Raw genomic sequence first — 25863 nt, forward strand, 5'->3', positions numbered from 1 at the left:
GTCTATCAAAATGCGTTTTCCACCACGATTCGCTCGCGGACAAAAAAAGCGGGAAAGAAATTCTTTCCCTCTGCGTATATATTCTTACCGCTCCTCTTCGGAGAACAACATTTCTTTCCCATCTCTATGTTCCGCCTTTCTTCCCCACTTGCAGTGCTTCTTCTTTCGTCCGCCCCTCTTTTCCACCAGGCTCAGGCCCAGGAAAAAGAACTGACTTTCGATTCAGTCCAGAAAGAATACGACTCCATCAACCAGAGAGTTTCCGTTCGTCATACACCCATTCCCTCAAGAATCCCCGGAGTGCAAAATCCGCAGATGACGCTTGATGGCAACTGGTTGTTCAACCCCAGGCCGGAAACAGGATTCGAACGTAAAGACTCTCTCGCCGGACTTCCCGGCTGGGATTCCGTCTTCGTCCCGTCGGAATGGTACATGCCCGGCTACCGGGTGGAGAAAGGCCAGTGGGCAGGCTACTTCCGCGATTTCACGATCCCTGCCGACTGGCAGGGTAAACGTACCGTCCTCCGTTTCGGGGCCGTCGAGAGCGAATGCCGCGTCTTCATCAACGGTAAGGAAGCCGGTACCCACATGGGATCGATGGTACCGTTCGAATTCGACATCACCGACTTACTCAAGCCGGGACGAAACACCGTCTCCCTTCTCGTCCGCAGCGAATCCGAAATCTCCGCAACATCCCGCATTTCCCATTATGCCAAGCACCAGGTCGGAGGTATCCTCCGCAGCGTCACCCTCTTCGCCCTGCCCCAGACGCACATCTCCGATCTCTTCTGCAAGACAAATCTCTCCGACGATCTACGCAAAGCCACGATGGACATCGAATTCGATCTTGCCGGGTTCAAAGAAGGAGACAAGCTTCAGGCCAGTTTCGTCCTGAAGAAAAAAGGAGTCGAAGGACTTCCGCCCGAAACCGGCTCCGTTGCTGCACAAGAACTGGAAGTGACCCGGGGAGGCAAATTAACCATCAAGGGTGTCGCTATCGACTCCCCGGAACTCTGGCACGCCGAACATCCCTACCTCTACTCTGCGGAACTCACCTTGAAACATCCCGGAGGAGATCTGCAAACCGTCACGCGCAACATCGGTTTCCGCAAAATTGAAACAAGGGGAAACTCCCTCTTCGTCAACAACAAGCCCGTCAAACTTCACGGCGTCGCCCACCACGACATCCATCCCTACTATGGCCGCGCCATCCCGGACAAGGAAATTCTCAAAAAGGACATCCAGATGTTCCGCGATGCAAACTGCAACTACATTCGCACCTCCCACTATTCCCCCGACGAATACCTCGTCGACCTCTGTGACCGCTACGGCATCTTCCTCGAAGACGAAGCCTCCGTCTGTTGGGACCGCACTGACAACTCGCGCCGAAGGGCCGAACTCGTCCTCTACGATTTCAAATCCATGCTCATGCGCGACCGAAACCATCCCAGTATCCTCGTCTGGTCCATCGCCAATGAAAGCTATTGGTCGCCCCGGTACGTTCCATGCCTCAAACTGGCCAAGGAAACCACGCCGGACATTCCCGTCAAATTCTCGCACTCCGAATACTTTGGCATCAAGCGCGACCTTGATGTCGGTACCAAGCACTACCCCGGCTGGCAAGGGCTGATGAAGTACGACAACTACTTCCGCCCGATAGTCTTCGACGAAGCACTCCACGTCAATTGCTACAACACCTCCGAGAACATGACGGATCCCTCCCTGCGGGATCTCTGGGGAGACTATGCCAAATACTTCGTCGACAACATGCAGACGTCCCCTGCCATCATGGGCCTCGGCATCTGGTGCGGCATCGACGAAATGTACTACCCCAAGGGAGAAAAACCCATCATGGGTGGCGGGGAATGGGGAGTCATCGACGGATTCCGCCGTCCCAAGCCCGAATACTGGCACATGAAAATGGCCTACTCACCTGTCCGCGTCACAAGCCGTCATTTCCAAACTATCGGCAACCAGACCGTCGTATCCCTGGAAAACCGCTTCAACACACGGAACCTGAACACACTTGACGTCGAATGGACGGACGGGGACCAATCCGGTATCGTCAGCGTAGATGTAGCCCCCATGGAACAGGGTACCCTGATCATTCCACATTCCATGAAGGGAGACGAACTGACGCTTCGTTTCAAGGACAAGCGAGGCTTCGACGTCGCCATAGAAAAACTGCCGCGCCATTTCACCGCCAGTTATCCCATGCCCTCCATGAAATCCGCGTCCGTTCCGGTCATCACCCAAAAGGACGGTATGCTCGACATCCAGTCAGGCAACGTTACCTTCCGCATCCCGGAACAAACCGGCTTGCCTGAAACCATCGCTAAAAACGGTCAGGACATCGTCACAGGAGGCATGAAAATGTACGCCATCCCCATGCTGCGCGAAAACCAGGTCGTCGATTTCATCCCTATTGACAACCCGAACCAAGTCACCGTCTTTTCTTCACCTTCCCTCAAAAACTGGAAAAAGGACTCCATGACCTGGCAGGAAAAAGACGGCCTTGCCTCCGTCCATGTCTCCGGCAAATTCGGCGATGTCCCTGTCGAATTCATCTACTCCATCAATGGAAACGGCAAATTGCGCGTCGACTACACAATCAACCTGAAAAAACTGCCTTACGACAGTCGGCAAATCGGCATCGGATTCGACTTGCCTCGTTCCTACGACCAGCTGGCCTGGAAACGCATGACCACATGGACAGCCTACCCCGACGACCATATCGGGCGCCCCGAAGGCAAGGCCAGAGCTCTTGCCCCGGAAACCCTGCAGGACTACCACGCCAACTGGGAAACCCCGCGACATGCCTGGTCCCTGGACGGCAATGAACATGGTTCCAACGACTTCCGCTCCACCAAGCACAATTTGATCACCGGTTCCCTATCCGATCCCCAGGGCAATACCGTCACCATCGAATCCAATGGTCGTCAACACCTCCGCGCCTGGCTGGACAACAACCATATCTCGTTCCTCCTTGCCCAATATTCCAACGGCGGTACGGAACACTATCTTAGCTACAACTCCAATCGCACCCGTCCCAACCTCAAGGACGAAAGCGGAGAATTCCCCGGTTGGGTGCAAATCCAATTCTGATTTTCCGACTTTCCTTGATCGCTTCCTACGATCATGCCCCTGCCCTGCAGCCTCCTTCCAGGCGGCAGGGCAGTTCTTTATCAATCGAAATGTTCACAGGTTGCTATCGCCTGCACTCTAGTTTCACAGTCAAAAAGACGGCCCGCCCAGAGGAAAGCTGGACGGGCCGGAGAATGGCGTAACCAATCGGAGAAGAAATTACTTCTTCATCACGGATTCCATGCCGGGCTGCATATCGCACGTGACTGGAGCATCAGTACCGGGGAAAGCGACTTCCAGCTTGATCGGCAGGGTCGTGTTGACATGTACTTCAGAGACGTATTTTTCCGAGGGAATCACACGGTAGGTATCTCCCTTGCGTTCCACCTTGCCGTTCCAGATTTCCGGTATGCCGTCCTTGCCGACATACAACCATGTTGTCGTCAGCACATGTTCGCCGAGGCACTTGAAGATTTCGTGCACATCGTTGTCGCAGGAGCCGCCCTGTGCATTCGGACCAGTCCCGTATCCGAAAACCGCCGTAGCATACGGCGCCTTCCACCATGACGATATCATCGGGATAGGCTGTTCTCCCAAGGTTTGAGGCACAAATTTGCCTTTGCCGGGATGATCGGGATCTGGAGTAAACACCGATGTAGCAATCCGCGGATCGACCATGAATGCCCAGTGCAGTTCTCCGGAAACAGGGTCCAGCAAATTGGCACAGGATCCCATGCCGTTCATGGCCTGGCGGAGGTAATCCAGCTTGCCCGTCAAACGATACAGGTCAAAAAGCCCGTAGAGACGCCAGGCACTCCAGCCATGCGGGGAACCCATCAGGTTCGGACACCAGAGCACATCGTACTGGGATTCCCAGAACCGAAGCGAGGCATTATTCATACGGCTATCCGGCTGGACGATCTGTGACAGGCAACGGTGCTTGGCCACAAGCTCCTCGGCTGCTTTGATATATCCTGCCTTCTTTTCCGGACGGGCGAAAGAACGAGCCCATTGGGCAAGCTGGGTGTAGGAACAGGAAATCATGCCGTCCTCAAACGTCATTTCGCCTTCCGTCTCAATGTTGTCGAGGTTGCGTGCCAGGTCGTCCATGGCTTTCTCCACGGAAGCGTACTGGCGATCGTACCGTTCCTTCCAAACCGGATCGGATGCGGACAGTCTGCGTTCGACATCCATGACTTCCATGATGGACTTGCCGATGTAAATCACGCTTGTATAATGAGTTCTACCGCTGCGATAGGCACCATCCTCCTTCTGCGTTTTCATCACGAAATCACACAACATGGCAGCACGTTCCAGATCCTTGATGTCTCCCGTCAGGAGGTAGCGTTGTGCATAAAGGGAAGCCGCGCAGGCGTGATTCTGGATGCGGTGTGGCAGGGCAGGAGCAGTCGGTTGCATCGTTTCGAGATTGTACATCGTGGGGAACAATTCGTTGAAATCCTTGTCCAATTGTTCATCCAGCTCCTTGTCCGGCTCAAACTGGCTCCACCGGAATGAAGGGAAGAATCCATACCATCCCTCGACATGGGTTCCCGCTTTCTGTTTCGCTTTCACCGCCCACTTGCGGGCTCCGTCCATGTACCAGGACCATGGATGCCTGACAGTCAGAACCATTTCCGATTCCTTGCCGGAACCGTTCTTGATACGAAGGCGGTAAAATCCAGGCGTCTCCGGCAATGTCACCACAGCTTTTCCGTCCTGCATGCGAATGGGCGTGGCGGACTGACCGCACAAGGCCCATTCCACGGAAGCCCCCGGGCCAGCCAAGGCAATTTCCACTTCTTCACCGGGTTCACCTGTATACTTGTCAGTCGTGCCGAAAGGTGCTCCCGTGTATCTGGCCGCAACAGACGGAACATCGGCCAGCGACGGAACATCGGCCAGATAAACCGTCCATGTACGTTCTTCTCCGGGTTTCAGAAGGGAAGATTGCTGCGGATATCTGGACGGCAGAGGTTGATCCGCGAGGAGATCCAAAACAATGCCATTGATCCGGTGTCCTCCGTTATTGTAATGCAGATGCCAGGATGAGACGGGGTCTGGAGAAAAGATGCCGACAATGCTCCCTTGAGGAGACATCGCATACCCCCAGAAATGAGTCGGTTCACAACGGAGGAACGAGGGAAAATGCCGGGTGTCCCACTGAGGATAACTGATCATGCAGGTATCAATCCCCAAATTCAGTTGGAGAGTATCGGCAGATAATTCCTCATCTCCTGTATTCTTGACCCGTATCTTGACAGCCAGAGCGTCATCCTCCACGGCATATGTCAGTCCGGCTTGCAAATTGCCGTCACTGCCCTCGAAGGAAAAAGCGCCGGGGGATTCGGACAGCAACTTCATCACGGGCCGGGTCTCTCCGCCGCTCTTCCTCACCAACTTCAGACTGGGTCCGCCAAGATCCCCCCGGAACAATTCCACTTTGCCCCCATTCAGCGTCAGTTCGCGCAACAACCCGCTCTGCTTGTCAAACGAAGCGCCTACCCGTCCATCCTTCAACACCACACAAGGAGGGGGCTGGACATTCCCCTCCGTACAATTGATCCGGGAAAAATACCCTTTCATGGCATACGTCCGCACGCCGACAAAGGCAATTTGCGGCAATTTGACAGCCGACACAGAATCCCAACCGACCGGTTCCGGAGCTCCCTTGTCCCAAGCCTTAAAACGCTGTTCCCCGTCACTGACCTGGAGTTTCAGAAGAATCGTCCCTCCTTTTTTGAAAGATCGTTCCACCATTGATTCCCCATAAAATCCGGATTTCATCCTTCCGTTTTCATTAAAAATGACCATGCCATAAGCCACATCGCGATCATTGGGCCCAATCAGGGCAATCGCTCCGGATGACCATTGTTCCGGATTTTCCGGCACCTTCAACTCGGCCGTTACTTCCAAATTGGCTTCCTGAGCCGGGACATGCGCCAATTTCGGCATTCCCGCCTTGAGCAAACCGTCTACAACCAACGCAGCTCCATCCTGGGATTTTACCCCCAGACTACGATTGTTTTTTCCATCCGGCAAGGGCATCCATTCTCTCGGTTCGGCCGCCTGCGAGGACCATAACATAGGCATCAACGAAAGATAAGCAAGAGAAGATAGCTTCATATCCCGGTATATACGCGATGAAGAAGCGAAATCTTCCAGTATTCTTCCATTCCTGAAAGAATATCTCTCTGAAAATCGTACCACATCAAGATGAAAAACGCTCTTTTCCCGATCTTCTGCCTGTCTGCTGCAACAGCTCTCGTCTGCTCTGCCGAAAACTACTCATTCGATCACGGCCCCTACCTGCAGGAATTGACAGACGACGGTGTCACCATCGTTTTCACCACATCCGGCAAAGGTTATTCCTGGGTAGAAATCCGGGAAAAAAGCGCCGGAGAACAAGCTCCCGGAGAATCATACTGGACATCCAAAGACGGATTGAAAGAAGCCGACAACACGCTTCATGCCATCCGCATTCCCGACCTCAAGCCCAACACGGCCTACCAGTACAAACTCCATTCCAAGGAAATTACTAAATTCGCCCCCTACCGGGTAACGTTTGGAGAAGAAATCGCCTCGCCCTGGTACGATTTCAAAACATTCGATCCGCAAGCCACCACCTGTTCCGTAATCGCCATGAGCGATGTCCACGACCACACGGACCAGTTGAAGGATCTACTCAAGTTCGGAGACTACAATACCTGCGACGCCATCTTCTATGTGGGGGACATGTTGAGCAACAGTTTCGAAAAAAACTGGGCCTTCAAAAGCTACATTGATGCCAGTACCGAGATGTTCGCTAAAAACAAGCCTTTCATCTTCGTCCGCGGCAACCATGAAACGCGCGGCCCCGTCGCCCGCATGATCCCTGCCTACACACCCCGCACCAATGGGGAAATTTACGGAACGCAACGCATAGGCAACACATTCTTCGTCTTCCTCGATACCGGGGAAGACAAACCGAACGACCACCGGGAATACTTCGGCCTCGTCGATTTCGATACCTACCGTACCCGACAAGCCAAATGGCTCTCCAAAGTCGTTGAAACACCCGAATACAAACAGGCAGCCTGCCGCATCGTCTTCAGCCATTTCCCGATCTCGGAAATCGAACAATACAACAGCAAACTTCCCGACGGACAAAGCCACGGCATGAAAGATGCCAGCGACAAAATGCTCAAAATCCTCAACAACGCAAACGTCGATCTCATGGTCGCAGGGCACACGCACCGATTCGCCTATCATGAACCGGTTCCCGGCAAGCGCAATTTTCCTATCCTCGTCGGCAGCAATAAAAGCGCCGTCCGTCTTGACATCGAAAACGGCACCATCAAGGCTCAAGCCTACGATATAGAGAACAAGCCCCTGCTGGAAACCACGCTCGGACGCCGGGAAGGATCAAAATAGTTTGCGGTTTCCCGCCAGAGTGTCCCACACCTGCCCGACTTCCCCGTTCAATGTCTGTTTGACCATAGACAGGGAAAACGAAGCAGCCTGCCCGATACTGATGTAAGGAGGCAGTGAAATGGCATTCCTGTCCACGACGGCATCCAGCAAAGCCGGGCCGGGATAGTCGAGGAATTCTTTGACAAGGCGTTCGATATCGCACGGCTTTTCGAGGCGGAATCCACGGATGCCGACAGCTCTCGCCAAATCCGCAAACGATGGGTTATGCAAATCAATCTGACTCGGGACAAGCCCGGCAGCCTCCATCTCCAACTGGATGAAATCAAGACAGTCGTTATTATAGACGACAAGCTTGATGGGAAGTTTGTACTGGGCCACAGTAATGAGATCTCCTGCCAGCATGGAGAATCCACCGTCGCCACACAAGGCAATCACCTGTCTTCCCGGGAAGGCAGCCTGAGCCCCGATTGCCATCGGCATGGCATCCGCCATGGACCCGTGGGAGAAGGAACCGATCAAATTCCTGCCTTTCGTCGCACAAATATAGCGGGCCGCCCATATGCAGGGAGTTCCCGTATCAATTGTGAACACGGCATCATTGTCCGCCAGAGCATTGAGGGCTGTCGTCAGGTGTTCCGGACGAATGGGGGGCTTTTCCGAATCCGGCTCAATGTAGGCATTCATTTTCTTGATCTGGTGTCCATGTCTCTTGAGGGACTCTGTCAGATGAATGCCATTATCCTTGGTATGAACCAATGGAGCAAGGGCATCCGCCGTCGATCCCGCATCGCCGCAAATTCCCAGATCCAGTCGACAGCGACGGCCAAGGTACTCTCCGCGGATGTCGATTTGCACGACCTTGACATTGGTAGGAATAAAATTCTGATAGGGGAAATCCGTTCCCCACATCACCAGTAAATCGCACCGCTTCATCGCCTCGTAGGCATCACCCCATCCAAGAAGCCCCGTCATTCCCACGCCATTGGGGTTGTCGTATTCGAAGATTTCCTTGCCACGCCACGTATAGGCGACGGGAGCTTTTAATTTTTGAGCCAGGACCGCAATCTTGTGTTCCGAGCCGGCACAGCCAATCCCGCAAAAGAACGTAATTTTTTCACTCGCATTCACTAATTCCGCCAAAGCCTTGATTTCAGAATCGGCAGGCACGAGCCGCGGATTGGAAAACGCGGGGGGATGCACCAGTTCCCGGCCCTCCGCCTTGGAGGCGGCAACATCTCCCGGCAGAACAATCACGCCAACATCCTGACGCGCATAGGCATGCTGGATCGCTGAAAGCAACACGCGGGGAACCTGCTCCGGTTCCGATGCCAGTTCGGAATAAACACTGCACTCGCGGAACAATTCTTCCGGATGAGTTGCCTGAAAATAATCCACTCCAACCTGGCTTTGCGGAATGTGGGAGGCGATAGCCAAAACCCGGGCATGGCTTCTGTGAGCATCAAAAAGACCGTTGATCAAGTGCAAGTTGCCGGGGCCGCTACTGCCACAGCATACGGCCAGACTGCCGGTCAGTTGCGCCTCCGCACTAGCGGCAAACGCTGCGACTTCTTCATGACGGACATGGATCCATTCAATCGTCTTTTTCCGGCGGAGGGCATCCGTAATGGGATTCAAACTGTCCCCGACTATACCGTAGATCCTTTTGATCCCGGACTGCTCCAATATGTCAACAACCTGATCTGCTACCGAATACATACCGATTAGACCAATCAGAGACGGAAGCGATCAACACTTCTCCAAGAAATCTATACAAATGACGCAACAAAACGGTCACTTATGTGTCCATTTCCTAACCATAAATCCGTTCTCGTCCTGAAAAAAATGGTTACTCTGCGAATCGTAGCTTATGAAAAACAACAACACTCCCCTCATTCTGACATCGTTGCTCGCAGGAGCTTCCATGATCCAACTTGCCGGAGCCGCCACACCGACGACAGTTGCCGCAACGCAACCGGAGGTTACTCCTTCCATCACCAAAAACATCTACTTCTGGGATCAGGCTTTCGGGCTCGCACCCCAAAAGAAAGTACATCTCTATAAAAACAGTAACAACCCCTATATTCAGGAAGTCAACGTCAGCCTCCGCATGCAATACCAGGCCGGATGGGTGGACGGACAAGTCGGCAACTATGACGGCAGCCGCAACTGGACGGACGGATACCGCCGTTTCCGTGCGGGCTGGAACGCCAAAGTATTGAATGACTTCAAACTCCAAAACGTCTGGAACATCGGAGGCGTAAACAGCACCGGTTCCTGGAACAAATCCCAGGGATCCTGGGATGATCACAGCCAAACGTCAGCCAGCCTCTACGAAGCATTCATCCAATACAATTACAAGGACAAGGGCTACACTTTCGCCTTCGGTAAAACCAACCCGGAAATCTACGCCGAAAACCGCGTTTCATCCAGTTCCCTCAAAGTGCCGGAATTCTCCATCGTCGAATCGACTGTCCTCTTTGACTCCGTCTGGGGGTTCTGGGCTGCCAACGACACCAAAAAGGACAAACTCGGCTACTACATCGGCATCTGGTCGGGAACAAGCGACTCCAATAAACAAATCTGGGGTACATGGGAAAATTGCTTCACCACGGTGGAACTCTCCTATGGTCTTGACAAGATCCTTCTGGACAAGGGGCGTTTCTACATTGACTGGGTTCACAGCTTTGCCGATGCGGACAAGCCTCTGGCCGGTAGAAGCAGTACTTTCGTCGGTTCCCAGAACGAAGACGTTTTGTCCGCCTACTACATCGGCAAGCAAGGTAAATTCGGCATTACCGTTGAAGGGCTTTGGGCACTCAAGAGCAACAACAAGGACGCCGACGATATGTTCGGTCTTGTCGTGCTGCCCACCTACTCCATCACAGATCACGTCGAGGCCGTGGCCCGTTTCCAGTTTGCCTCTGGCGACAATGCCGTCAACGTCGGCAAAAACCGCTATGTCAAGGCTCTCCAAAGACAATCTCCGGGCTACGCCGATTCCTACTATGCCATCGGTGGCGGGTTCAACTTCTACGTCTATAGCGCAGAACCTTCCCGTCTGAAAATCATGACAATGATGGAATACTGCAACTCCACCGTCAGTCAGGAAAACAAAGCCAAAAACGCCGGATTCACCGGTTGGCAGTTTATCTGTGGTGCCTATCTCAACTTCTAAAGAAATCATCATCCCCAAGAATTTGTTACGATAAAGACACAGTAAATTTCTTAGCGGACCAGTGTGTTTCGGATAGGTTCGATCCGTTCGGCACACTGGTCCGTTCTTTTATCAAAATATCCAACATTGGATCTTCATACAACGCCATGAGCAAAATCAACTGCATCATTATGGACTGGGCGGGTACCGCCATCGATTTCGGCTGCTTCGCCCCCCTCCATGTCTTCCTCCGCGTCTTTGCCGAGAAAAACATTAAAATCACCTACCGCCAGGCACGGGAACCGATGGGGTTGCTGAAAATCGATCACATCCGCGCTATCCTCTCAATGCCTCCAATCCGCGAACAATTCCGGGCAGTTCATGGCAGGGATTGGACGGAAGAGGATGTCCTCGGAATGTACGAAAGTTTCGAACGACATCTCTTCGCCTCGCTCAAGGATTTCACGACTCCCATCCCCGGCGTTATCGAAACACTCGAAGCACTCAAAGCACAAGGCATCAAAATCGGTTCCACCACAGGCTACACGGCAGCCATGATGGATATCGTTCGTCCTGAAGCCGCAGCCAAAGGCTACGTGGTCGACAACCTTGTCACTCCTACCAATCTGCCCTCCGGCCGCCCAGCGCCTTACATGATCTACCAAAACATGATCGACCTGGCCATCCCCTCCGTCGACCAAGTCGTCAAAGTCGGGGACACCATTGCAGATATCCGGGAAGGGATTAATGCCAAAGTCCACACTGTCGGCATCATCACCGGAAGCAACGAACTCGGTCTTTCGGAAGAAGAATACGGCAACCTTCCCGCCGGAAAAATCAACGCGATGAAATCGGAAGTCCGCCAACGCATGCTTACCGCAGGAGCCCACTACGTTATCGATTCCATCACCGATCTTCCCGCCTGCATCGACACCATCAACAAATTCAACGGATAATATAACAACCTCAAGCTTTTTACTTCATATGAGAAATTACCTCCTCCTCACACCCGGCCCCCTGAGCACATCCCCCTCCGTCCGCGAAGCCATGCTTCAGGACTGGTGTACCTGGGACAAAGACTACAACGAAGGCATTGTCTCCGTCATCCGCCAGGAGTTGCTTCGCATCACCGGACTGGACAATTCCTATACCTCAGTCCTCCTGCAGGGCAGCGGCACCTACAGCGTAGAAGCCGTCCTCGGCAGTGCAGTCAAGCCGGAAGACAAGCTTCTCATTGTCTCCAACGGAGCCTACGGGAAACGCATGGGGGACATCGCCCGCTACCACGGCCTGAACTACGCCATCATATCTCTGAAGGAAACCCTGCAGGTCACCGCCGATGTCGTCCTCAAAGCCCTTGTCGAGCACCCGGACACAACCCATCTCGCCATGGTACACTGCGAAACGACAACAGGTATCATCAACCCCATCGAAGAAGTCGCCAAAGCTATAGAAGGACATGAACTCACTTTCATCGTTGATGCCATGAGCAGTTTCGGAGGTATCCCCATCGATATCGATGGGTTAAACATCGACTTCCTCATCAGCAGCGCCAACAAGTGCATCCAGGGTGTTCCCGGCTTTGGGTTCATCATTGCCAAACGAACCAAAATAGAATCCTGCAAGGGTACTTCCCGCAGCCTCTCCCTGGACATCTACGACCAGTGGAACGAAATGGAAAAAGGCCATGGCAAATGGCGTTTCACTTCCCCAACACATGTTGTCCGCGCTTTCTTCCAGGCACTCAAAGAACTCAATGACGAAGGAGGGATTGCCGCGCGTCACCAGCGTTACCGGGAAAACCACAGTATTCTCGTCGAAGGTATGGAACGCCTCGGATTCAAAGCTCTTCTCCCCGCCGACGTACAATCTCCCATTATCACTTCTTTCCTGTATCCGGAAAAAGACTTCGATTTCCCCGCCTTTTACGAAGCACTCAAACAACGCGGGTTCGTCATCTATCCCGGTAAAATTTCCGAGGCTCCGACCTTCCGCATCGGCAATATAGGCGATGTCTTCCCGGAAGATTTCGAACGCCTCGTCGACCAAGTAGCCGCCATCCGAGGAAACAAAACCCGGTAACTTCCCATCCTTTACCAAAACACAATTATGCTGGAACTTCACAATATCAAAAAAATCTATAACGACACCCCCGTCCTCAACGGCATCAGCCTCACGATAGGGAAAGGAGAAATCGTCTCCATCCTCGGACCATCCGGCAGCGGCAAAACCACTCTGCTTAACGTCATCCTGGGATTAACGGACATGGACGGCGGCTCCATCATTTACGATGGGGAAGATCTCAGCCGCACCCCCATGCAACAGCGCGGATTCAATATTGTCTTTCAGGACTACGCTCTGTTTCCCAATCTGAACGCCTACCAGAACATCACCTACGGCCTGAAAAACAAACCCAACATCTGTTCGCGGAAAGAAGTGGAAGAACTCATTGAACTTTTAGGACTCTCCGAACATCTCGACAAAAGGATCGAACAGCTCTCCGGAGGACAAAAACAGCGTGTCGCTCTCGCACGTACTCTTGTCATGAAACCTCGTATCCTTCTCCTCGACGAACCCCTCAGCGCCCTTGATGGCGTCATTAAGGAATCCATCAAAACGCGTATCAAAACCATCGCACGGGAATATAATCTCACCACCGTCATTGTCACCCACGATCCGGAAGAAGCCCTGACTCTTTCCGACCGAGTCCTGATCCTCAACGAAGGCAGGATTTCCCAATACTCCACCCCGGTCGAAATCGTCTCCCAACCATGCAATAACTTTGTCAAGACATTCATCCTGAATCAGCTCGAGATCAAACGCAACAACATCATGTCCCTCTTCGGGGGTTGTTATGCATCATAAGGAAAAATCGGAAATCAAAATCGTCTTCTGGGCAGTCATCGCCGTTTTTGCCGTATTCCTCGCCCTGCCTATGGGTTACCTGGTGAGGCAATCCCTGTCCGCCAACGGAAGTTTCGGGCTGGAAAATTACGCTGAAACATTGGCCAACGGACGATTCCTCCACTCATTCGGCAACAGTTTCCTGATCTCGGGGGCTTCCGCTCTGATCACAACGATCCTGGCTTTTTTCCTGGCTTATACGGTCAACAACACCGCCCTCCCCGGGAGGATCAGGAAGATCATCGGAGGATTAACCATTTCCCCGATGTTCCTGCCGACTATCACCTACGGTTTCGTCATCATTTATTCATTCGGCAAAGAAGGTTTGCTCACCACCATTCTGGGGTTCCAGCCCTTTGACATCTACGGGTTCAACGGGATGCTTCTCGGGTATGTCATTTATACGCTGCCCATCGCCTTCCTGCTCATCAACAACACGTTTAAATACATTGATAAAAACTTCGCGATCGTTTCGCGCATCATGGGAGACACTCCGATCCAGACTTTCTTCTGTACGGCAGTTCGTCCTCTGGTCGGAACCCTTGGAGCCGCTTTCATCCAGGCGTTCACCCTCAGTTTCACGGACTTCGGCATCCCCGCCTCCATCGGCGGCCAATTCGATGTTGTCGCCATCCATCTGTACAATGAAATGCTGGGAGCCATCCCGAACTTCGCCGGAGGCTCCACGATCGCCGTCATCATGCTCCTGCCGTCCATCATCAGTATCATCCTGATCGGATATCTGGAACGCTACAACTTCCGTTACAACAAAATCTCCCGGCAGGAAATCAAGTCCAGCCCCGTCCGGGACACCATTTGTGCCTCCGGTTCATTGATCCTCCTCGGAGGGATCATCGCCATCTTTGCAGTTATGTTCGTCGTACCTTTCGTCCGTAGCTGGCCCTACGAGCCCTCATTGACGTTCGATAACATTATTCGTCTTCTGAAGTCACCCAATCTGACGGGAATTTACAAAAACTCCCTGCTCGTCGCTTTCTTTACCTCCGCCGCAGGTACCGTTCTCGCCTACGGAGCCTCTCTGGTCACGGCCCGGTCGGAACTCCACGGCGCAGCGCGAAGCATCATCAATGGCATTGCCCTTGTCACCAACACCATTCCAGGCATGGTTCTCGGCATTGCCTACCTCTTTGCCTTCTCCGGCACCAGTCTGCAAAACACCTTCCTTATCCTCATCGTCTGCAACGTCATCCACTTCTTCACGACTCCCTACCTTATGGGTAAAAGTTCACTGGAAAAAATGAACAAAGGTTGGGAAGCGACAGCCTCCCTCATGGGTGACAGCTGGATCAAGACGATGTTCCGAGTCGTCATTCCCAACTCTATGGGCACAATTCTTGAAATCTTCTCCTATTATTTCATCAACAGCATGATCACCATCAGCGCCATCATCTTCCTCGTCGGCGCCAGAACTGCCGTGCTCACCACGAAAATCAAGGAACTTCAGCACTTCGCGAAGTTCGACGAAATCTTTGTCATGTCGATTCTCATCCTCCTCACCAATATCGTGATCAGGGTGGTCATCTCACGGATATCCCAGAACCGTCATGCACAATAACCACACCCATACCATATGAAACAACTACGTTCCATCCTCGCCGCCTGTATCCTCGGAAGTGCCACCATGGCTTTCATGACCTCCTGCCAGGGAGAAAAACAGGTCATCATTTACTCCAATGCCGACGATGAAGCTATCGCCGCCATGGGACAGGCCCTGGACAAGGCCGGGTACAAAGACAAATACATGTTCACCACATTCAGTACGTCGGAACTGGGTGGCAAAGTAATCGCCGAAGGTAAAAACATTGAGGCGGATATGCTGACGCTCTCCTCCTATTACCTGGACAGCGCCCAAAGCGCCAACAAGATGTTCCTTCCCCTGACTTTTGCCATGGAGCCCCTTAAGCCCGTCAATCCCTGCTTCGGTCCCATCACCGGACAGGAAGGCGCTATCTTCATTAATACCAAAGTCATCGAGGATCGTGGAATCGCCGTTCCCAAGTCCTTAAAGGATCTGGCCAAACCCGAGTATAAAGGACTCATCTCCATCCCCAACATCAAGAGTTCGTCAACTGCCTGGCTCATGGTCCAGGCCCTTGTCAACGCTTATGGAGAAGAAGAAACACGGCAAATCCTCAAGGCCATGATTGACAATGCCGGTCCCCATTTGGAAAATTCCGGATCAGCACCCCTCAAAAAACTGCGGGCCGGGGAAGTCGCCATCGCTTTCGGTCTGCGCCAGCAAGCCGTAGCCGACAAAAAGAAGGGGCTTCCCATCGATTATGTCGATCCTACAGAAGGGACCTTCTCCCTGATGGAGGCTGTTGCCATCCCGGACAAGGGTGACAACACCAATCCCGAGACCATGAAAATGGCTGAAATCATGATCCGCGAAGGCCGCAAGGAGTTGATCAAAACCTATCCCGTCCCCCTCTTCCACGGGGAACAGGCCGTCTCAGACGCCAAATCGCCCCACCAGAAAACATTCCCCCAGCCTCTGACAGTAGAATTGCTGAAAAAACATCAATCATTAATGGATAATTAAAAAATAAATCCAATTTAATGATTTCAAGGCTTCTCTCTTCAGGGAGAGAAGCTTTTTATATATTAACATCGTCTTCGGACAAACGACATTTTCAATACTTCCCCATTTTGTTCCTAAAATAAGGCAGAAAAATCCCTCTCCCGACCATGGGAGAGGGGCACGAACGAGATACAGTTGTTCGTTTTCTCTCCTGGAGATCTTCCCGCTAGTCACCGGATAACCCGGTAGAACTTCTGGAAAAATCTTCTTATGTGGCTCAACCACAAAAAGAAAATACAATTTACAACGATAGGAATACTTCCCTCCTCGCTGTTGTGAGGACACTAACGGTTTTGCAAACCGCTTGTTTTTTTATTACTCTTCTGATCGTCAGTAAATTATAATCATATATAATGTATATTTATTTTTCTTGAATTAAATTCATTTCGGTATCAACCCCATTGAATGTCAATGGGTGTAAAAAAAATTGACAGCGGTTTGCAAATTCGTTAGAAAAACAATGGATCTTCAATATACCATCCCTTCAAATGAAAATCAGATATTTATTTCCATTTTCTCTAATTTTTAGCGTTTCTACAATACCGGCAAATGCTGATTTAGTAGTCACCACTGTCGATGAACTTAATGATTGTCGCGATCAGTATTTTCAAAACGGCGCCTTCGTTCTGGATTCAGTCGGGAACGTTTCCTTCACGCCTCTTTCGGAATCTCCGGAATCGACCTCGTTTCCTTATCTATTGACTTCCAGTGCCAGTAACAAAACAGTAGATACCCGTTTTTCCATAACAAATACGGGGGATATCTCTTTCCAAGGCAACGGTACCTATGGGGGGATAAACTCTTCGGGGAATATGGGAGGCTACCTTTCCAATTCCGTCGTATTTTCAAATACGGGGTCTATCTCCTTTTCCGATTTCTCAGGCTATACGGGAGGAGCCATTAACTGTCCCTACGGCGGACTGATCTTTTCCGATATCAACGGAAATATCACCTTCGAAAACAACAAGTCATCATCGGAAGGAGGAGCCATACAACTGAGGGGAAATCAGGCGGACATGCCTGGTAACCTGACTGTTCATAATCTCCAGGGGGATTTTATAGCAAAAGGGAATTCCTCCACATACGGCGGCGTTTTGTTCAGCATTTCCGGACATCTGGATTTTTCAAAGACGGGAGACCTGATCTTCGAAAACAACATGGCACAAGGAAATTCCTATTCCAATGGTGGAGCTCTTTACAGTGGAGGAGTAGCGAACCACATGTCCTTTGTCGATACGGGGAACATGGTCTTCCGGGGAAATGAAGCACCTTATTGCGGCGGTGCCATTTATATAGACTTTACGCTTCTGGACGAGAACATCGCTCCAATCCTGTTTCAAAATACGGGAGATATTCTTTTCGAGAATAATCAAGCCACTTACGGGGGAGCTATCAGTGCCCTCAACTACCGGCCCACCAGCAAGTACGACATTGTCTTTGAAAACACGGGAAAGATATCCTTTATCGGAAACAGCGCCGTTGTCGGCGGCGGCATCTATGCCGGATCATTAGGCAGCGGACTGGATGTCGGAGTCAGGATTACCGGAGCGGAGAGCGTACTTTTCGATAGTAATTATGCCACTAAAGATGGTGGAGGAGGAAGTGCCATTTATTCTACCAACCTGTACATTGCCAATTGCGGAGACGTTTCGTTCACCAATAACAGAGGTGTTTACGACGGAAACGCCGTTGTCTACCTGAGCATGATGGGGAAAGGCAACAATGTCCTTTCCGCAGACAGGGGGGATATTCTTTTCCGCAACAATCTTCCCGGGGTGAATGAATATGTCAATTTAGCCATAAACGCCTGGGGGATGGATGAAACGGATTTGAACGTACGCGCAGCGGAAGGAAGAAAAGTTTCCTTCTACGACCCAATCATCATCGAACCCGATGCCGAGCCCGAGGACGCAAAGCCGATCACTTGGGATCTGAACAAGGGTGATGGCTATACGGGTACGGTTGTTTTTTCCGGAGAGGATTTGGAAGACCCAGATATGGCTGTTTCAACGATAAAAGGCGGCGATCTTGTCGTACACCAGGGATCACTCGTACTCCAGAAAGGAGCATCCCTGCTCGTTGAAGGCGAAGGACACGGGTTTTCCCAATACGCAGGGATCCTGGATATCAGCAATGCCAAGATCACAGCTCCTTTTATCCGAATCGGCGGTACGCCTGAAGGGGATATCGTTACCATCAGGCCCGGTGAACATGCGATATTGGAAGGGGATGAAATTACGATGAATGGCAATATCATCGTCGATTTCGCCTACCATATGACCGAAACGGGATTTTCCTCCCCCGGCCCGGTTGAAATTATTGCCGGGCAATTCCTCCTCGGAGGATCCCTCGGCATTCACGATACGGAAACCGACACGAATTACTACTATGCGGACAACCGGTGGGCTGCTCCCCATAGCTTTACATTGCTGCATGATACACAACAAATCCATGACGGGGATTTTGATTCCGTTGCGTCTTTAGCGACGGGAAGCGACCGCATCGACTCTCCCTACACCTACAATGGAACATGGAGCCGTGAATGGATTGATTCGGATGGAGACGGCACATTGGATCAATTGAATGTCGTATGGACTCCCGATACCGTAGAACCTCCCGTCGATCCGGTAGATCCTGACGATCCTAATCCGCCCACACCTCCGGCTCCGATCATCCGGGACATCCTGCCCGAACTGGCGGGAGGTCTCGCCATGAACACCATGTGGTCATCCGCTTCCAATGCCCTCTCCACATCCAATGCCGCACTCGGCAACCTCGGTGTCACCCGGTTCAAAATGGAACCGAAAAACAACTACTGGATCAAGGGACTCGGAGACTTCACCAGCCACGGTTCCGTGGGAACCCGTGACGGATACGACTACAATGGAGGAGGGTACGCCGTCGGCGCCGATCGCAAGATCACGACCAACGCAATTCTCGGCCTTTCCTTCGGCAATCTCTACGGCAAGAACTACAGCCGCTCCTTCGTCGGAGATGTCGACCAGACATCCGAAGTCGCTCTTCTTTACGGTGGCTGGAGAAAAGAGATCAATCCCAAGAACGCGCTGACTGTAACAGGATCGGCCGGTTACGGATGGACGAAGAACAAAATGGATTCATTCCATACGGGAAACTGGTCACACGGCGAGTGGGATAACCGCACTCTCTTCGGCACTCTCAAGGGACAGTGGGACCACGCTCTGAAAAACAACTGGAGCGTAAGCGCATTCCTTGGGCTTGAGTACACGGATGTCACTCAGGACTCGTTCACGGAAAAAGGCTGGGATGCCCGCCGCTTCGATGAAGGACACATGAGGAATCTTTCCCTTCCGGTCGGAATGGGAGTCTCCAAACAAAGCTCGTTAAACGGAATGGGCTGGGTCAATTCCCTGTCCGTCAGCTATGTGCCGGACGTCTATCGCGAAAATCCGAGCGCCGGAGCCGAACGCCTGATGAACGGATACCGTTGGACGGCAAAAGGAATTGCGCCGGACCGCAATGCCGTACGAATCAATTACGACAGCACTCTCGCAATCTCTCCGCAATGGACGGCATATGCCGGGTATGAGTTCGAAGGCCGGAACAGGTCGGTGTATCACCGCGTCAACCTGGGCGTAAGCTTCTCGTACTAAAGCAAGACCTCTTTGGATCTGCGGCAGATGTCCGATAAAGACCTGCCGCAGATCCGGAACAACAAAGCCACCAACATAGGGAACTCACTTTCTCCCTGATTTTTTCCTGTCTCTTTTCTTCTTGCGCTTCACGTTTCTTAAATCGCGATACTGCTCCAGCAATTCCTTCCTCCTGCCTTTCGGATAACGATACGCTACAATCGATTTGGGAAAAAACTGCCAGCAAAAGATACCGGCAAGCATCAACACCAGGAATAAAAAAGCAAATGGAGCCGGCAAATGGTCAAAAGCGGAACTGGTTGCTTGATCCCATACTTCTCCCGTTTTTTGACGTCCTCCCAGCAAGGCTGCCAGCATAGAGATCAAGCCCAGAAAAGCAAACAAGGCCAGAAGGACAAGGAAGATCTCCCAGGGACTTCTTTCAATCTCGCCAGTCATCGGCAATAATGATCCAATTCATCCATCCATACTTTAACGACGGCATCGGAAGGCATGCGCCAGTCGCCCCGAGGGGATAACGCGATCGTCCCCACTTTAGGACCGTCCGGAATACAGTTCCTCTTGAACTGCTGGGAGAAAAACCGCCACAAAAATGTCCTGAGGCATTTTGCAATGAACGCACAGTCGAATTCCTGGCGGAATGCATGTTCCGCCAGAAAAAGGATTTTAGAGGGAGACGCCCCGTACTTGATAAAATGGTACAGGAAGAAGTCATGCAGGTCATAGGGGCCCAGCACATCCTCCGTTTTCTGATCAATTGATCCATCCTCGGAGGCAGGCAGCAGTTCCGGACTTACCGGGGTTGCATTGATGTCCAGAAGCACAGCTTCCAACTCTCCTCCCGCTTCCGAAGCAAGGCTCTGGATCAACCGGCGGATTAGGGTTTTGGGGATGGAGCAATTGACCGCGTACATGGACATGTGGTCGCCATTGTACGTTGACCATCCCAAGGCGATTTCCGACAAGTCGCCGGTACCGATGACCAGGCCGCCCATCTTGTTGGCCAGGTCCATTAAAATCTGAGTACGTTCCCGCGCCTGGACATTCTCGTAAGTCGTCGACAATTCCTGAGGATCGTGTCCTATGTCGTCAAAATGTACGAGACAGGCCTGTTTGATGTCGATCTCGCGCAATTCCACCCCCAGAAGGCGGCACATCGCCAAGGCATTGTTGTACGTTCTGCCCGTCGTGCCGAATCCGGGCATCGTGACGGCCACGATATCGGAAGCCGGCCTGCGAAGCAGGGTACAACAGCGGGACGAAATCAAAAGGGCCAGGGTAGAATCCAAGCCTCCGGAAATCCCGATGACGAGCTTCTTCGCACCGGTATGTTCCACCCGTTTGGCAAGGCCGGCCACCTGGATGGCAATAATTTCACGGCAACGTTCGTCGGCATGAGCCTCTCCGGGCAGGAAAGGACGGGGAGGATTGAAAGCGTATTCCAAATCCGGAGAAGCCGGCGTTTCATCCAACCGGATCACCCTTCCGGTCGTCTCGATCCCGTCACGGCAATCATTGAACGAACTCTCGGAAAGACGGGCCGCAGCCAAACGCTCGAAATCGATATCAGCCGTAATCAAGGTAGCCTCGCGGCAAAAACGCTCGTTTTCTGCAACCAGCCTTCCGTTGTCGGCAATCAGGGAATGACCGCTGAAGACGACATCCGTCGTCGATTCATGGACACCGCAGGATGCAAAAACATAGGCAGCCAGGCAACGGCCGCTCTGTTGCCGGACGAGATCCCGGCGGTATTCCGCCTTACCCGTCAATTCCGTACTGGCAGACAGATTGAAAATAGCCCGCGCTCCTTCCAAAGCCAGGCGCGAACTGGGTGGAATCACGCTCCAAAGATCCTCGCATAGTTCAACCCCGAAAATCAGCGGCGAATCTCCTGCGCGGAATACGGTATCCCGGGCCACAGGCACCTCCTCTCCGTCCAGCGTCACATGGGAGGCATTCAGGGCACGCCCCGACCGAAACTGGCGCTGCTCGTAAAATTCCCGGACATGGGGCAAAATTGTTTTGGGAACCACGGCCCGCATCGTTCCGTTCTGGGCTACGACCGCCACATTGAACAGGGCTTCCCCCTGCAAAACTGGAAGTCCGAACACGGCAATCGTCCCCTTCCCTGCCGTTGCACGAGCCATTTTACGTGCGCCTCGTGCAGCATGGGACAACAATGTACCCTGGAAAAAAAGATCCCGACACGAATACCCCGTCACCCCCAATTCGGGGAAAACCACAACGGAGCAACCTTGACCGACAGCCTCTTTGTAGCTGGCAATCATTTGATCCACATTGTAATCCACATCGGCAACCCGCACTTGCGGTACAGCGGCGACAACTCGGTAATATCCGTACATCATGGGCTAGAGGGGGGGAGAACGAACCTCTTCTAACTTACATGAAGGGGGCAAAGCGATGAAAAAACTCCACAGCAGGCTAATTCGGGAAATTATTATCCCCTATCTTCCTTACCACTGAAGAACCAGCACGGATACGGCAATAGCCAGGACCGTCGCCGCCGCCATCAGCAGAACAGCATGCCGGGCATCCTCTACTGTGGCTTCCATCCTGCCTTCCCCAATGTAGGGATAGGGAGCCGGCATCCCCTTGTAGGAAACGGGACCACTCAAGCGAAGTCCCAGGGCTCCGGCAAATGCCGCCTCGCTCCAGGCTGAATTCGGACTCGCATGTTCATGTCTATATTTCCAGCCGATGGAAAGAGCACCATGAAGAGAACAACCGGGAACAACTGCGGCTGCCACGGCTATCAACGGTAGTGACAACCGAGCTGGAATCCAGTTGAGCACATCATCCGTTCTTGCCGCCCAGGTGCCGAAACGGCGGTACTCGTCATTCCTCTTGCCCCACATGGCATCCATGATATTGGAAACACGGTGAAAGACGGCGCAGAGGGCACCAGCTTCAATTCCTCCGAACGTACATCCAAGAGCCACCCAAAAGATAGTAGAAAAAACGCCATCCGTCCAATTCTCCGCCACACTTTCAATAGCAGCCCTCAGGACTCCGTGCATATCCAACTTCTCCGTGTCCCTTCCGACGATCATCGATACCGCCCTCCGCGCTCTCTCCAAATCGCCGGAAGAAGCCTCCCGAATCACACGCCAGGCATGCTCGGCCAGGCTCCGGGGAGCCAGGCAGGCATACACCGCCATTGCTCCCGGCACAAGAACTCCCCATTCGGACGGAAACAAGCGGCGACATGCGGACAAAAGGCAAAAACACAAGAACAACCAAGGAAGAACGGAACAAAACCAGGCCATCCCCCCGGATAAAAACGTCTTGCCGAACATACGTTTCCAGAAACATTCCACCTTTCGGCACCACCATCCCGCCAGACATACGGGATGCCAGTCCACACGGGGATCCCCCAAAGCCAAATCCAGCGCGAAAGCCAGGGGAATGAGCCACACGGTGTCGTTAACCATCGTCATGCCAGTCCCATGCTCCGGTAGATCGCTTTCAAATCAACACTTTCGCGGACGATATCCGCCAAACGATCCAGAGCACCGTCCAAATCGCACCGAACGAGAATCCTTCCCGCAGGTTTCAAACCGGCGTCCGTTCGGACGCGGTCAATCATTGCCCGGCGGAATTCATCATCCTCGAACACCCCATGCAAATACGTCGCCCAAACCCGCCCAGTTCCATAACCGCAGGCAGAACCGTCAGGACGGAAAAACAACGGCTCGCACCCGCTCCCGGCACGCGAACGCCCATGGTGGATTTCATACCCGGAAGTCGTCCGTCCCAAAGGTGTCGTGACTCCGTGCAAGGCAGTCAGTATTTTGTCACGTTCGAATGTCGTCTCCAAATCCAGGAGCCCCAAACCGGAAAACGAACGCCGGGAAGATTCGATCCCGGAAGGATCCTCAATCGTCCTGCCCAGCATCTGCAAACCACCGCAGATACCCAGCACCCACTTGCCGGAAGCAGCGTGCCTGCGGATCAACTCCGCCAGTCCGGCTGCCTCAAGCGTTTCAAAGTCATGCGCTACATTCTTGGATCCAGGTAAGATCACCCAGTCCGGCGAACCAAATTCATCCGCCGTACGCACTTGGCGCAACCGGATATCCGGTTCTTCGGCAAGCGGAGCAAAATCCGTATAGTTCGATACATGGCGAAGCATGACGACAGCAACGTCCAAGACCCCGCCGACCGGGACATCTCCTCCAACACTCTGGAAGGAAAAAGTCGCCCTGTCCTCTTCGGGAATGTTCAGGGAACGGATCATCGGGACGATGCCGACGACGGGCACTCCCGTCCGGGCCTGAATGTAGTCGTGGGCAGGCCCCAGCAGCGAAGCATCGCCTCGGAACTTATTGACGAGAAATCCGCCCAGCAACTCCCGTTCCTCCCGGTCAAACGTCATCCACGTTCCCAGAAACGAGGCATACACCCCGCCGCGGTCAATATCCCCTGTCAACAACACGGAAGCTCCGGCGTACCTGGCCATGGACATATTGACAATATCCACGGACTTGAGATTCACCTCACCGGGGCTCCCCGCCCCTTCCAGCACCATCACATCGCATTCTCGGGACAGGGAATCGTATGCCTCGCAAACGGTCGGCCACAAGGAACTTTTGTGCCGATAATACTCACGGGCATCCATATTGCCGACAGGATGCCCCATCAACACAATCTGGGAACCCATGTCGGAGTGAGGCTTGAGCAGCACGGGATTCATCCTCGCATCGGGATCCTTCCGGCATGCCCGGGCCTGTACCATCTGAGCCCGCCCCATCTCTTCGCCCAACGCAGTTACTCCGGAATTCAGAGCCATATTCTGCGCCTTGAAAGGCGCCACCGCATACCCGTCCTGAACGAGAATACGACCGAACGCGGACGTCAGCACGCTCTTCCCGGCGTCGGAACAAGTCCCCTGCAGCATCAGGGCCGGTACTCTCTTTTTGATCACGGGTACCGGGAATTCCACTCGGGACGGCTCTCCCGGATCATTCCCGCACACATACCCGGAGAGAGCCCGGACCAGACGTTTATGATCCTCCGGAAACCTCACCGCCGCACGAAACCACACACCGCCGGACAAACCTTCGTAATTGGAACAATCGCGCAAAGCAATACCGTGTTCCACCAGGCACTTGCGGGCGAGATCCCCCCCGTAAGGCCAGCGGAACAGCACATAATTGGCTGAAGAGGGAATGCGCACCACTCCTGGCAAGGCATCCAGACGCCGCTCCAAATCGTCACGCCGCTCCGCATTCATACACCGTTCCTTATCGGCAAAAGTTCCTCCCTCCCGGAAAACGGCCTTCATCGCTTCTGCCGCACATGTTGAAACATTCCATGCAGGCAAGGCCGCACGCAACCTCTCCGCCACGGCAGGACACGCAACAGCATACCCGGTACGAAGCCCCGCCATCCCGTAAAATTTCGTCAACGAACGCAAGACCATCAGATTGGGCAACGCCGCAGCCATGTTCACCAGCGATGCTTCCTCTCCGACATAGTCGATAAACGCTTCATCCAGTATCCACAGGACATCCTGCCTCCGAGTCACCGCTTCCAGCAACTCGTCTCTGTCCAAGAGCACCCCGGACGGATTCCCCGGATTCGCCAAAAAGACCATGCCTCCCGTCCGTGCCGAAGAGGCCAATTCTTTCGGATCCGCACGAAACCCGGATTTTTCCCCAAACACGAGGGAACGCACCGGAATGCCGGCCTTCAAGCAAGCAAGCCTGTATTCGGAGAATGCCGGTTCGGCAATCAACCCTTCCGCCGGGGTAAACGCCCCCGGCAGAGCATGGATCAGCTCATTGCTGCCATTCCCCGGCACAAAACACGCAGCATCCAGACCATGGCGTTCCGCAGCGCAAGCCGCCGCGTCCTCCGCGTGCGGAGGCGGATAAGGAGCCAGCTTCTCCAAGCTTCCCCAAAGAGCGGCACGTATGAAATCCGGCAAACCGGAGGGATTGACATTGACACTGAAATCCACAAGGTCCTCTGGCGCATGCCCCGACACCTCCGCCAGCTTCAATAAATCCCCGCCATGGGAAAAATCCCCGTTCGACATCGTCATGGACTTA

General features: G+C 53.0%; 16 protein-coding genes. 9 read left to right on the plus strand and 7 right to left on the minus strand.

The window, feature by feature from the left end; translation table 11 throughout:
• The first annotated feature begins 126 nt into the window (after nucleotides 1-126).
• Nucleotides 127-3105, plus strand: a complete 2979-nt coding sequence (locus tag QET93_RS00235; RefSeq protein ID WP_280132570.1) for a glycoside hydrolase family 2 TIM barrel-domain containing protein — start codon at nucleotides 127-129, stop codon at nucleotides 3103-3105.
• Nucleotides 3106-3303: 198 nt separating this feature from the next.
• On the opposite strand, the gene QET93_RS00240 is transcribed toward QET93_RS00235, so the two are convergent.
• Complete coding sequence (locus tag QET93_RS00240; protein ID WP_280132571.1) at nucleotides 3304-6171, minus strand: hypothetical protein; 2868 nt, start codon at nucleotides 6169-6171, stop codon at nucleotides 3304-3306.
• 129 nt (nucleotides 6172-6300) lie between these two features.
• On the opposite strand from QET93_RS00240, the gene QET93_RS00245 reads away from it, so the two are divergent.
• A complete protein-coding gene (locus tag QET93_RS00245; RefSeq protein ID WP_280132572.1) occupies nucleotides 6301-7497 on the plus strand; it encodes an FN3 domain-containing metallophosphoesterase family protein in 1197 nt (398 codons plus the stop codon).
• Here QET93_RS00245 and QET93_RS00250 read toward each other — a convergent pair.
• Nucleotides 7489-9213 (minus strand): thiamine pyrophosphate-dependent enzyme, encoded by a 1725-nt coding sequence (locus QET93_RS00250; RefSeq protein ID WP_280132573.1) that lies wholly within the window; start codon nucleotides 9211-9213, stop codon nucleotides 7489-7491. The genes QET93_RS00245 and QET93_RS00250 overlap by 9 nt on opposite strands.
• A gap of 151 nt (nucleotides 9214-9364) precedes the next feature.
• On the opposite strand from QET93_RS00250, the gene QET93_RS00255 reads away from it, so the two are divergent.
• The 6 genes from QET93_RS00255 (at nucleotide 9365) to QET93_RS00280 (ending at nucleotide 16118) form a co-directional block, all read left to right on the plus strand.
• Entirely contained in the window at nucleotides 9365-10672 is a 1308-nt protein-coding gene (locus tag QET93_RS00255; protein WP_280132574.1) for a hypothetical protein, read from the plus strand.
• Nucleotides 10673-10818: 146 nt separating this feature from the next.
• The gene (phnX, locus tag QET93_RS00260; RefSeq protein WP_280132575.1) at nucleotides 10819-11607 is read left to right on the plus strand and encodes a phosphonoacetaldehyde hydrolase; all 789 of its coding nucleotides are present in this window, start codon (nucleotides 10819-10821) and stop codon (nucleotides 11605-11607) included.
• Between the two features lie 28 nt (nucleotides 11608-11635).
• Nucleotides 11636-12733, plus strand: coding sequence for a 2-aminoethylphosphonate--pyruvate transaminase (gene phnW, locus QET93_RS00265; RefSeq protein ID WP_280132576.1), 1098 nt, complete (start codon nucleotides 11636-11638; stop codon nucleotides 12731-12733).
• Between the two features lie 27 nt (nucleotides 12734-12760).
• Nucleotides 12761-13516, plus strand: coding sequence for an ABC transporter ATP-binding protein (locus QET93_RS00270; RefSeq protein WP_280126754.1), 756 nt, complete (start codon nucleotides 12761-12763; stop codon nucleotides 13514-13516).
• Nucleotides 13506-15131 (plus strand): ABC transporter permease subunit, encoded by a 1626-nt coding sequence (locus QET93_RS00275; RefSeq protein WP_280132577.1) that lies wholly within the window; start codon nucleotides 13506-13508, stop codon nucleotides 15129-15131. The genes QET93_RS00270 and QET93_RS00275 overlap by 11 nt, the downstream gene beginning before the upstream one ends.
• A gap of 15 nt (nucleotides 15132-15146) precedes the next feature.
• Nucleotides 15147-16118: an extracellular solute-binding protein gene (locus QET93_RS00280; protein WP_280132578.1), complete on the plus strand. Its 972-nt coding sequence runs from the start codon at nucleotides 15147-15149 to the stop codon at nucleotides 16116-16118.
• Here QET93_RS00280 and QET93_RS00285 read toward each other — a convergent pair.
• Nucleotides 16104-16382 carry a hypothetical protein gene (locus QET93_RS00285; protein ID WP_322190030.1) on the minus strand — a complete coding sequence of 93 codons (279 nt, stop codon included), beginning with the start codon at nucleotides 16380-16382 and terminating at the stop codon, nucleotides 16104-16106. The genes QET93_RS00280 and QET93_RS00285 overlap by 15 nt on opposite strands.
• Nucleotides 16383-16969: 587 nt before the next feature.
• Here QET93_RS00285 and QET93_RS00290 point away from each other — a divergent pair.
• The gene (locus QET93_RS00290; RefSeq protein ID WP_280132579.1) at nucleotides 16970-19789 is read left to right on the plus strand and encodes an autotransporter outer membrane beta-barrel domain-containing protein; all 2820 of its coding nucleotides are present in this window, start codon (nucleotides 16970-16972) and stop codon (nucleotides 19787-19789) included.
• 84 nt (nucleotides 19790-19873) lie between these two features.
• Here QET93_RS00290 and QET93_RS00295 read toward each other — a convergent pair whose 3' ends face one another.
• From QET93_RS00295 to QET93_RS00310, 4 genes are all read right to left on the minus strand, one after another.
• On the minus strand, nucleotides 19874-20227 hold the full coding sequence (locus tag QET93_RS00295; RefSeq protein ID WP_280132580.1) for a hypothetical protein: 354 nt from the start codon (nucleotides 20225-20227) through the stop codon (nucleotides 19874-19876).
• Nucleotides 20224-22155, minus strand: coding sequence for an NAD(+) synthase (locus tag QET93_RS00300; RefSeq protein ID WP_280132581.1), 1932 nt, complete (start codon nucleotides 22153-22155; stop codon nucleotides 20224-20226). Before QET93_RS00300 ends, QET93_RS00295 begins: the two co-directional genes overlap by 4 nt.
• A 108-nt stretch (nucleotides 22156-22263) precedes the next feature.
• On the minus strand, nucleotides 22264-23247 hold the full coding sequence (cbiB, locus tag QET93_RS00305; RefSeq protein ID WP_280132582.1) for an adenosylcobinamide-phosphate synthase CbiB: 984 nt from the start codon (nucleotides 23245-23247) through the stop codon (nucleotides 22264-22266).
• Nucleotides 23244-25856, minus strand: coding sequence for a cobyric acid synthase (locus QET93_RS00310; protein WP_280132583.1), 2613 nt, complete (start codon nucleotides 25854-25856; stop codon nucleotides 23244-23246). The genes cbiB and QET93_RS00310 overlap by 4 nt, the downstream gene beginning before the upstream one ends.
• Nucleotides 25857-25863 lie beyond the last annotated feature (7 nt).

The organism is Akkermansia sp. N21116 (genome assembly GCF_029854705.2).
In the GTDB taxonomy this organism is placed as follows: Bacteria; Verrucomicrobiota; Verrucomicrobiia; order Verrucomicrobiales; family Akkermansiaceae; genus Akkermansia.

Coding starts and splice junctions, on each gene's coding strand:
- QET93_RS00255 (WP_280132574.1), top strand. CDS start 9,365: ATGAAAAACAACAACACTCCCCTCATTCTGACATCGTTGCTCGCAGGA.
- QET93_RS00235 (WP_280132570.1), top strand. CDS start 127: ATGTTCCGCCTTTCTTCCCCACTTGCAGTGCTTCTTCTTTCGTCCGCC.
- QET93_RS00310 (WP_280132583.1), bottom strand. CDS start 25,856: ATGACGATGTCGAACGGGGATTTTTCCCATGGCGGGGATTTATTGAAG.
- QET93_RS00290 (WP_280132579.1), top strand. CDS start 16,970: ATGGGAGGCTACCTTTCCAATTCCGTCGTATTTTCAAATACGGGGTCT.
- phnW (WP_280132576.1), top strand. CDS start 11,636: ATGAGAAATTACCTCCTCCTCACACCCGGCCCCCTGAGCACATCCCCC.
- phnX (WP_280132575.1), top strand. CDS start 10,819: ATGAGCAAAATCAACTGCATCATTATGGACTGGGCGGGTACCGCCATC.
- QET93_RS00240 (WP_280132571.1), bottom strand. CDS start 6,171: ATGTTATGGTCCTCGCAGGCGGCCGAACCGAGAGAATGGATGCCCTTG.
- QET93_RS00250 (WP_280132573.1), bottom strand. CDS start 9,213: ATGTATTCGGTAGCAGATCAGGTTGTTGACATATTGGAGCAGTCCGGG.
- cbiB (WP_280132582.1), bottom strand. CDS start 23,247: ATGACGATGGTTAACGACACCGTGTGGCTCATTCCCCTGGCTTTCGCG.
- QET93_RS00295 (WP_280132580.1), bottom strand. CDS start 20,227: ATGACTGGCGAGATTGAAAGAAGTCCCTGGGAGATCTTCCTTGTCCTT.
- QET93_RS00300 (WP_280132581.1), bottom strand. CDS start 22,155: ATGATGTACGGATATTACCGAGTTGTCGCCGCTGTACCGCAAGTGCGG.
- QET93_RS00270 (WP_280126754.1), top strand. CDS start 12,761: ATGCTGGAACTTCACAATATCAAAAAAATCTATAACGACACCCCCGTC.
- QET93_RS00280 (WP_280132578.1), top strand. CDS start 15,147: ATGAAACAACTACGTTCCATCCTCGCCGCCTGTATCCTCGGAAGTGCC.
- QET93_RS00245 (WP_280132572.1), top strand. CDS start 6,301: ATGAAAAACGCTCTTTTCCCGATCTTCTGCCTGTCTGCTGCAACAGCT.
- QET93_RS00275 (WP_280132577.1), top strand. CDS start 13,506: ATGCATCATAAGGAAAAATCGGAAATCAAAATCGTCTTCTGGGCAGTC.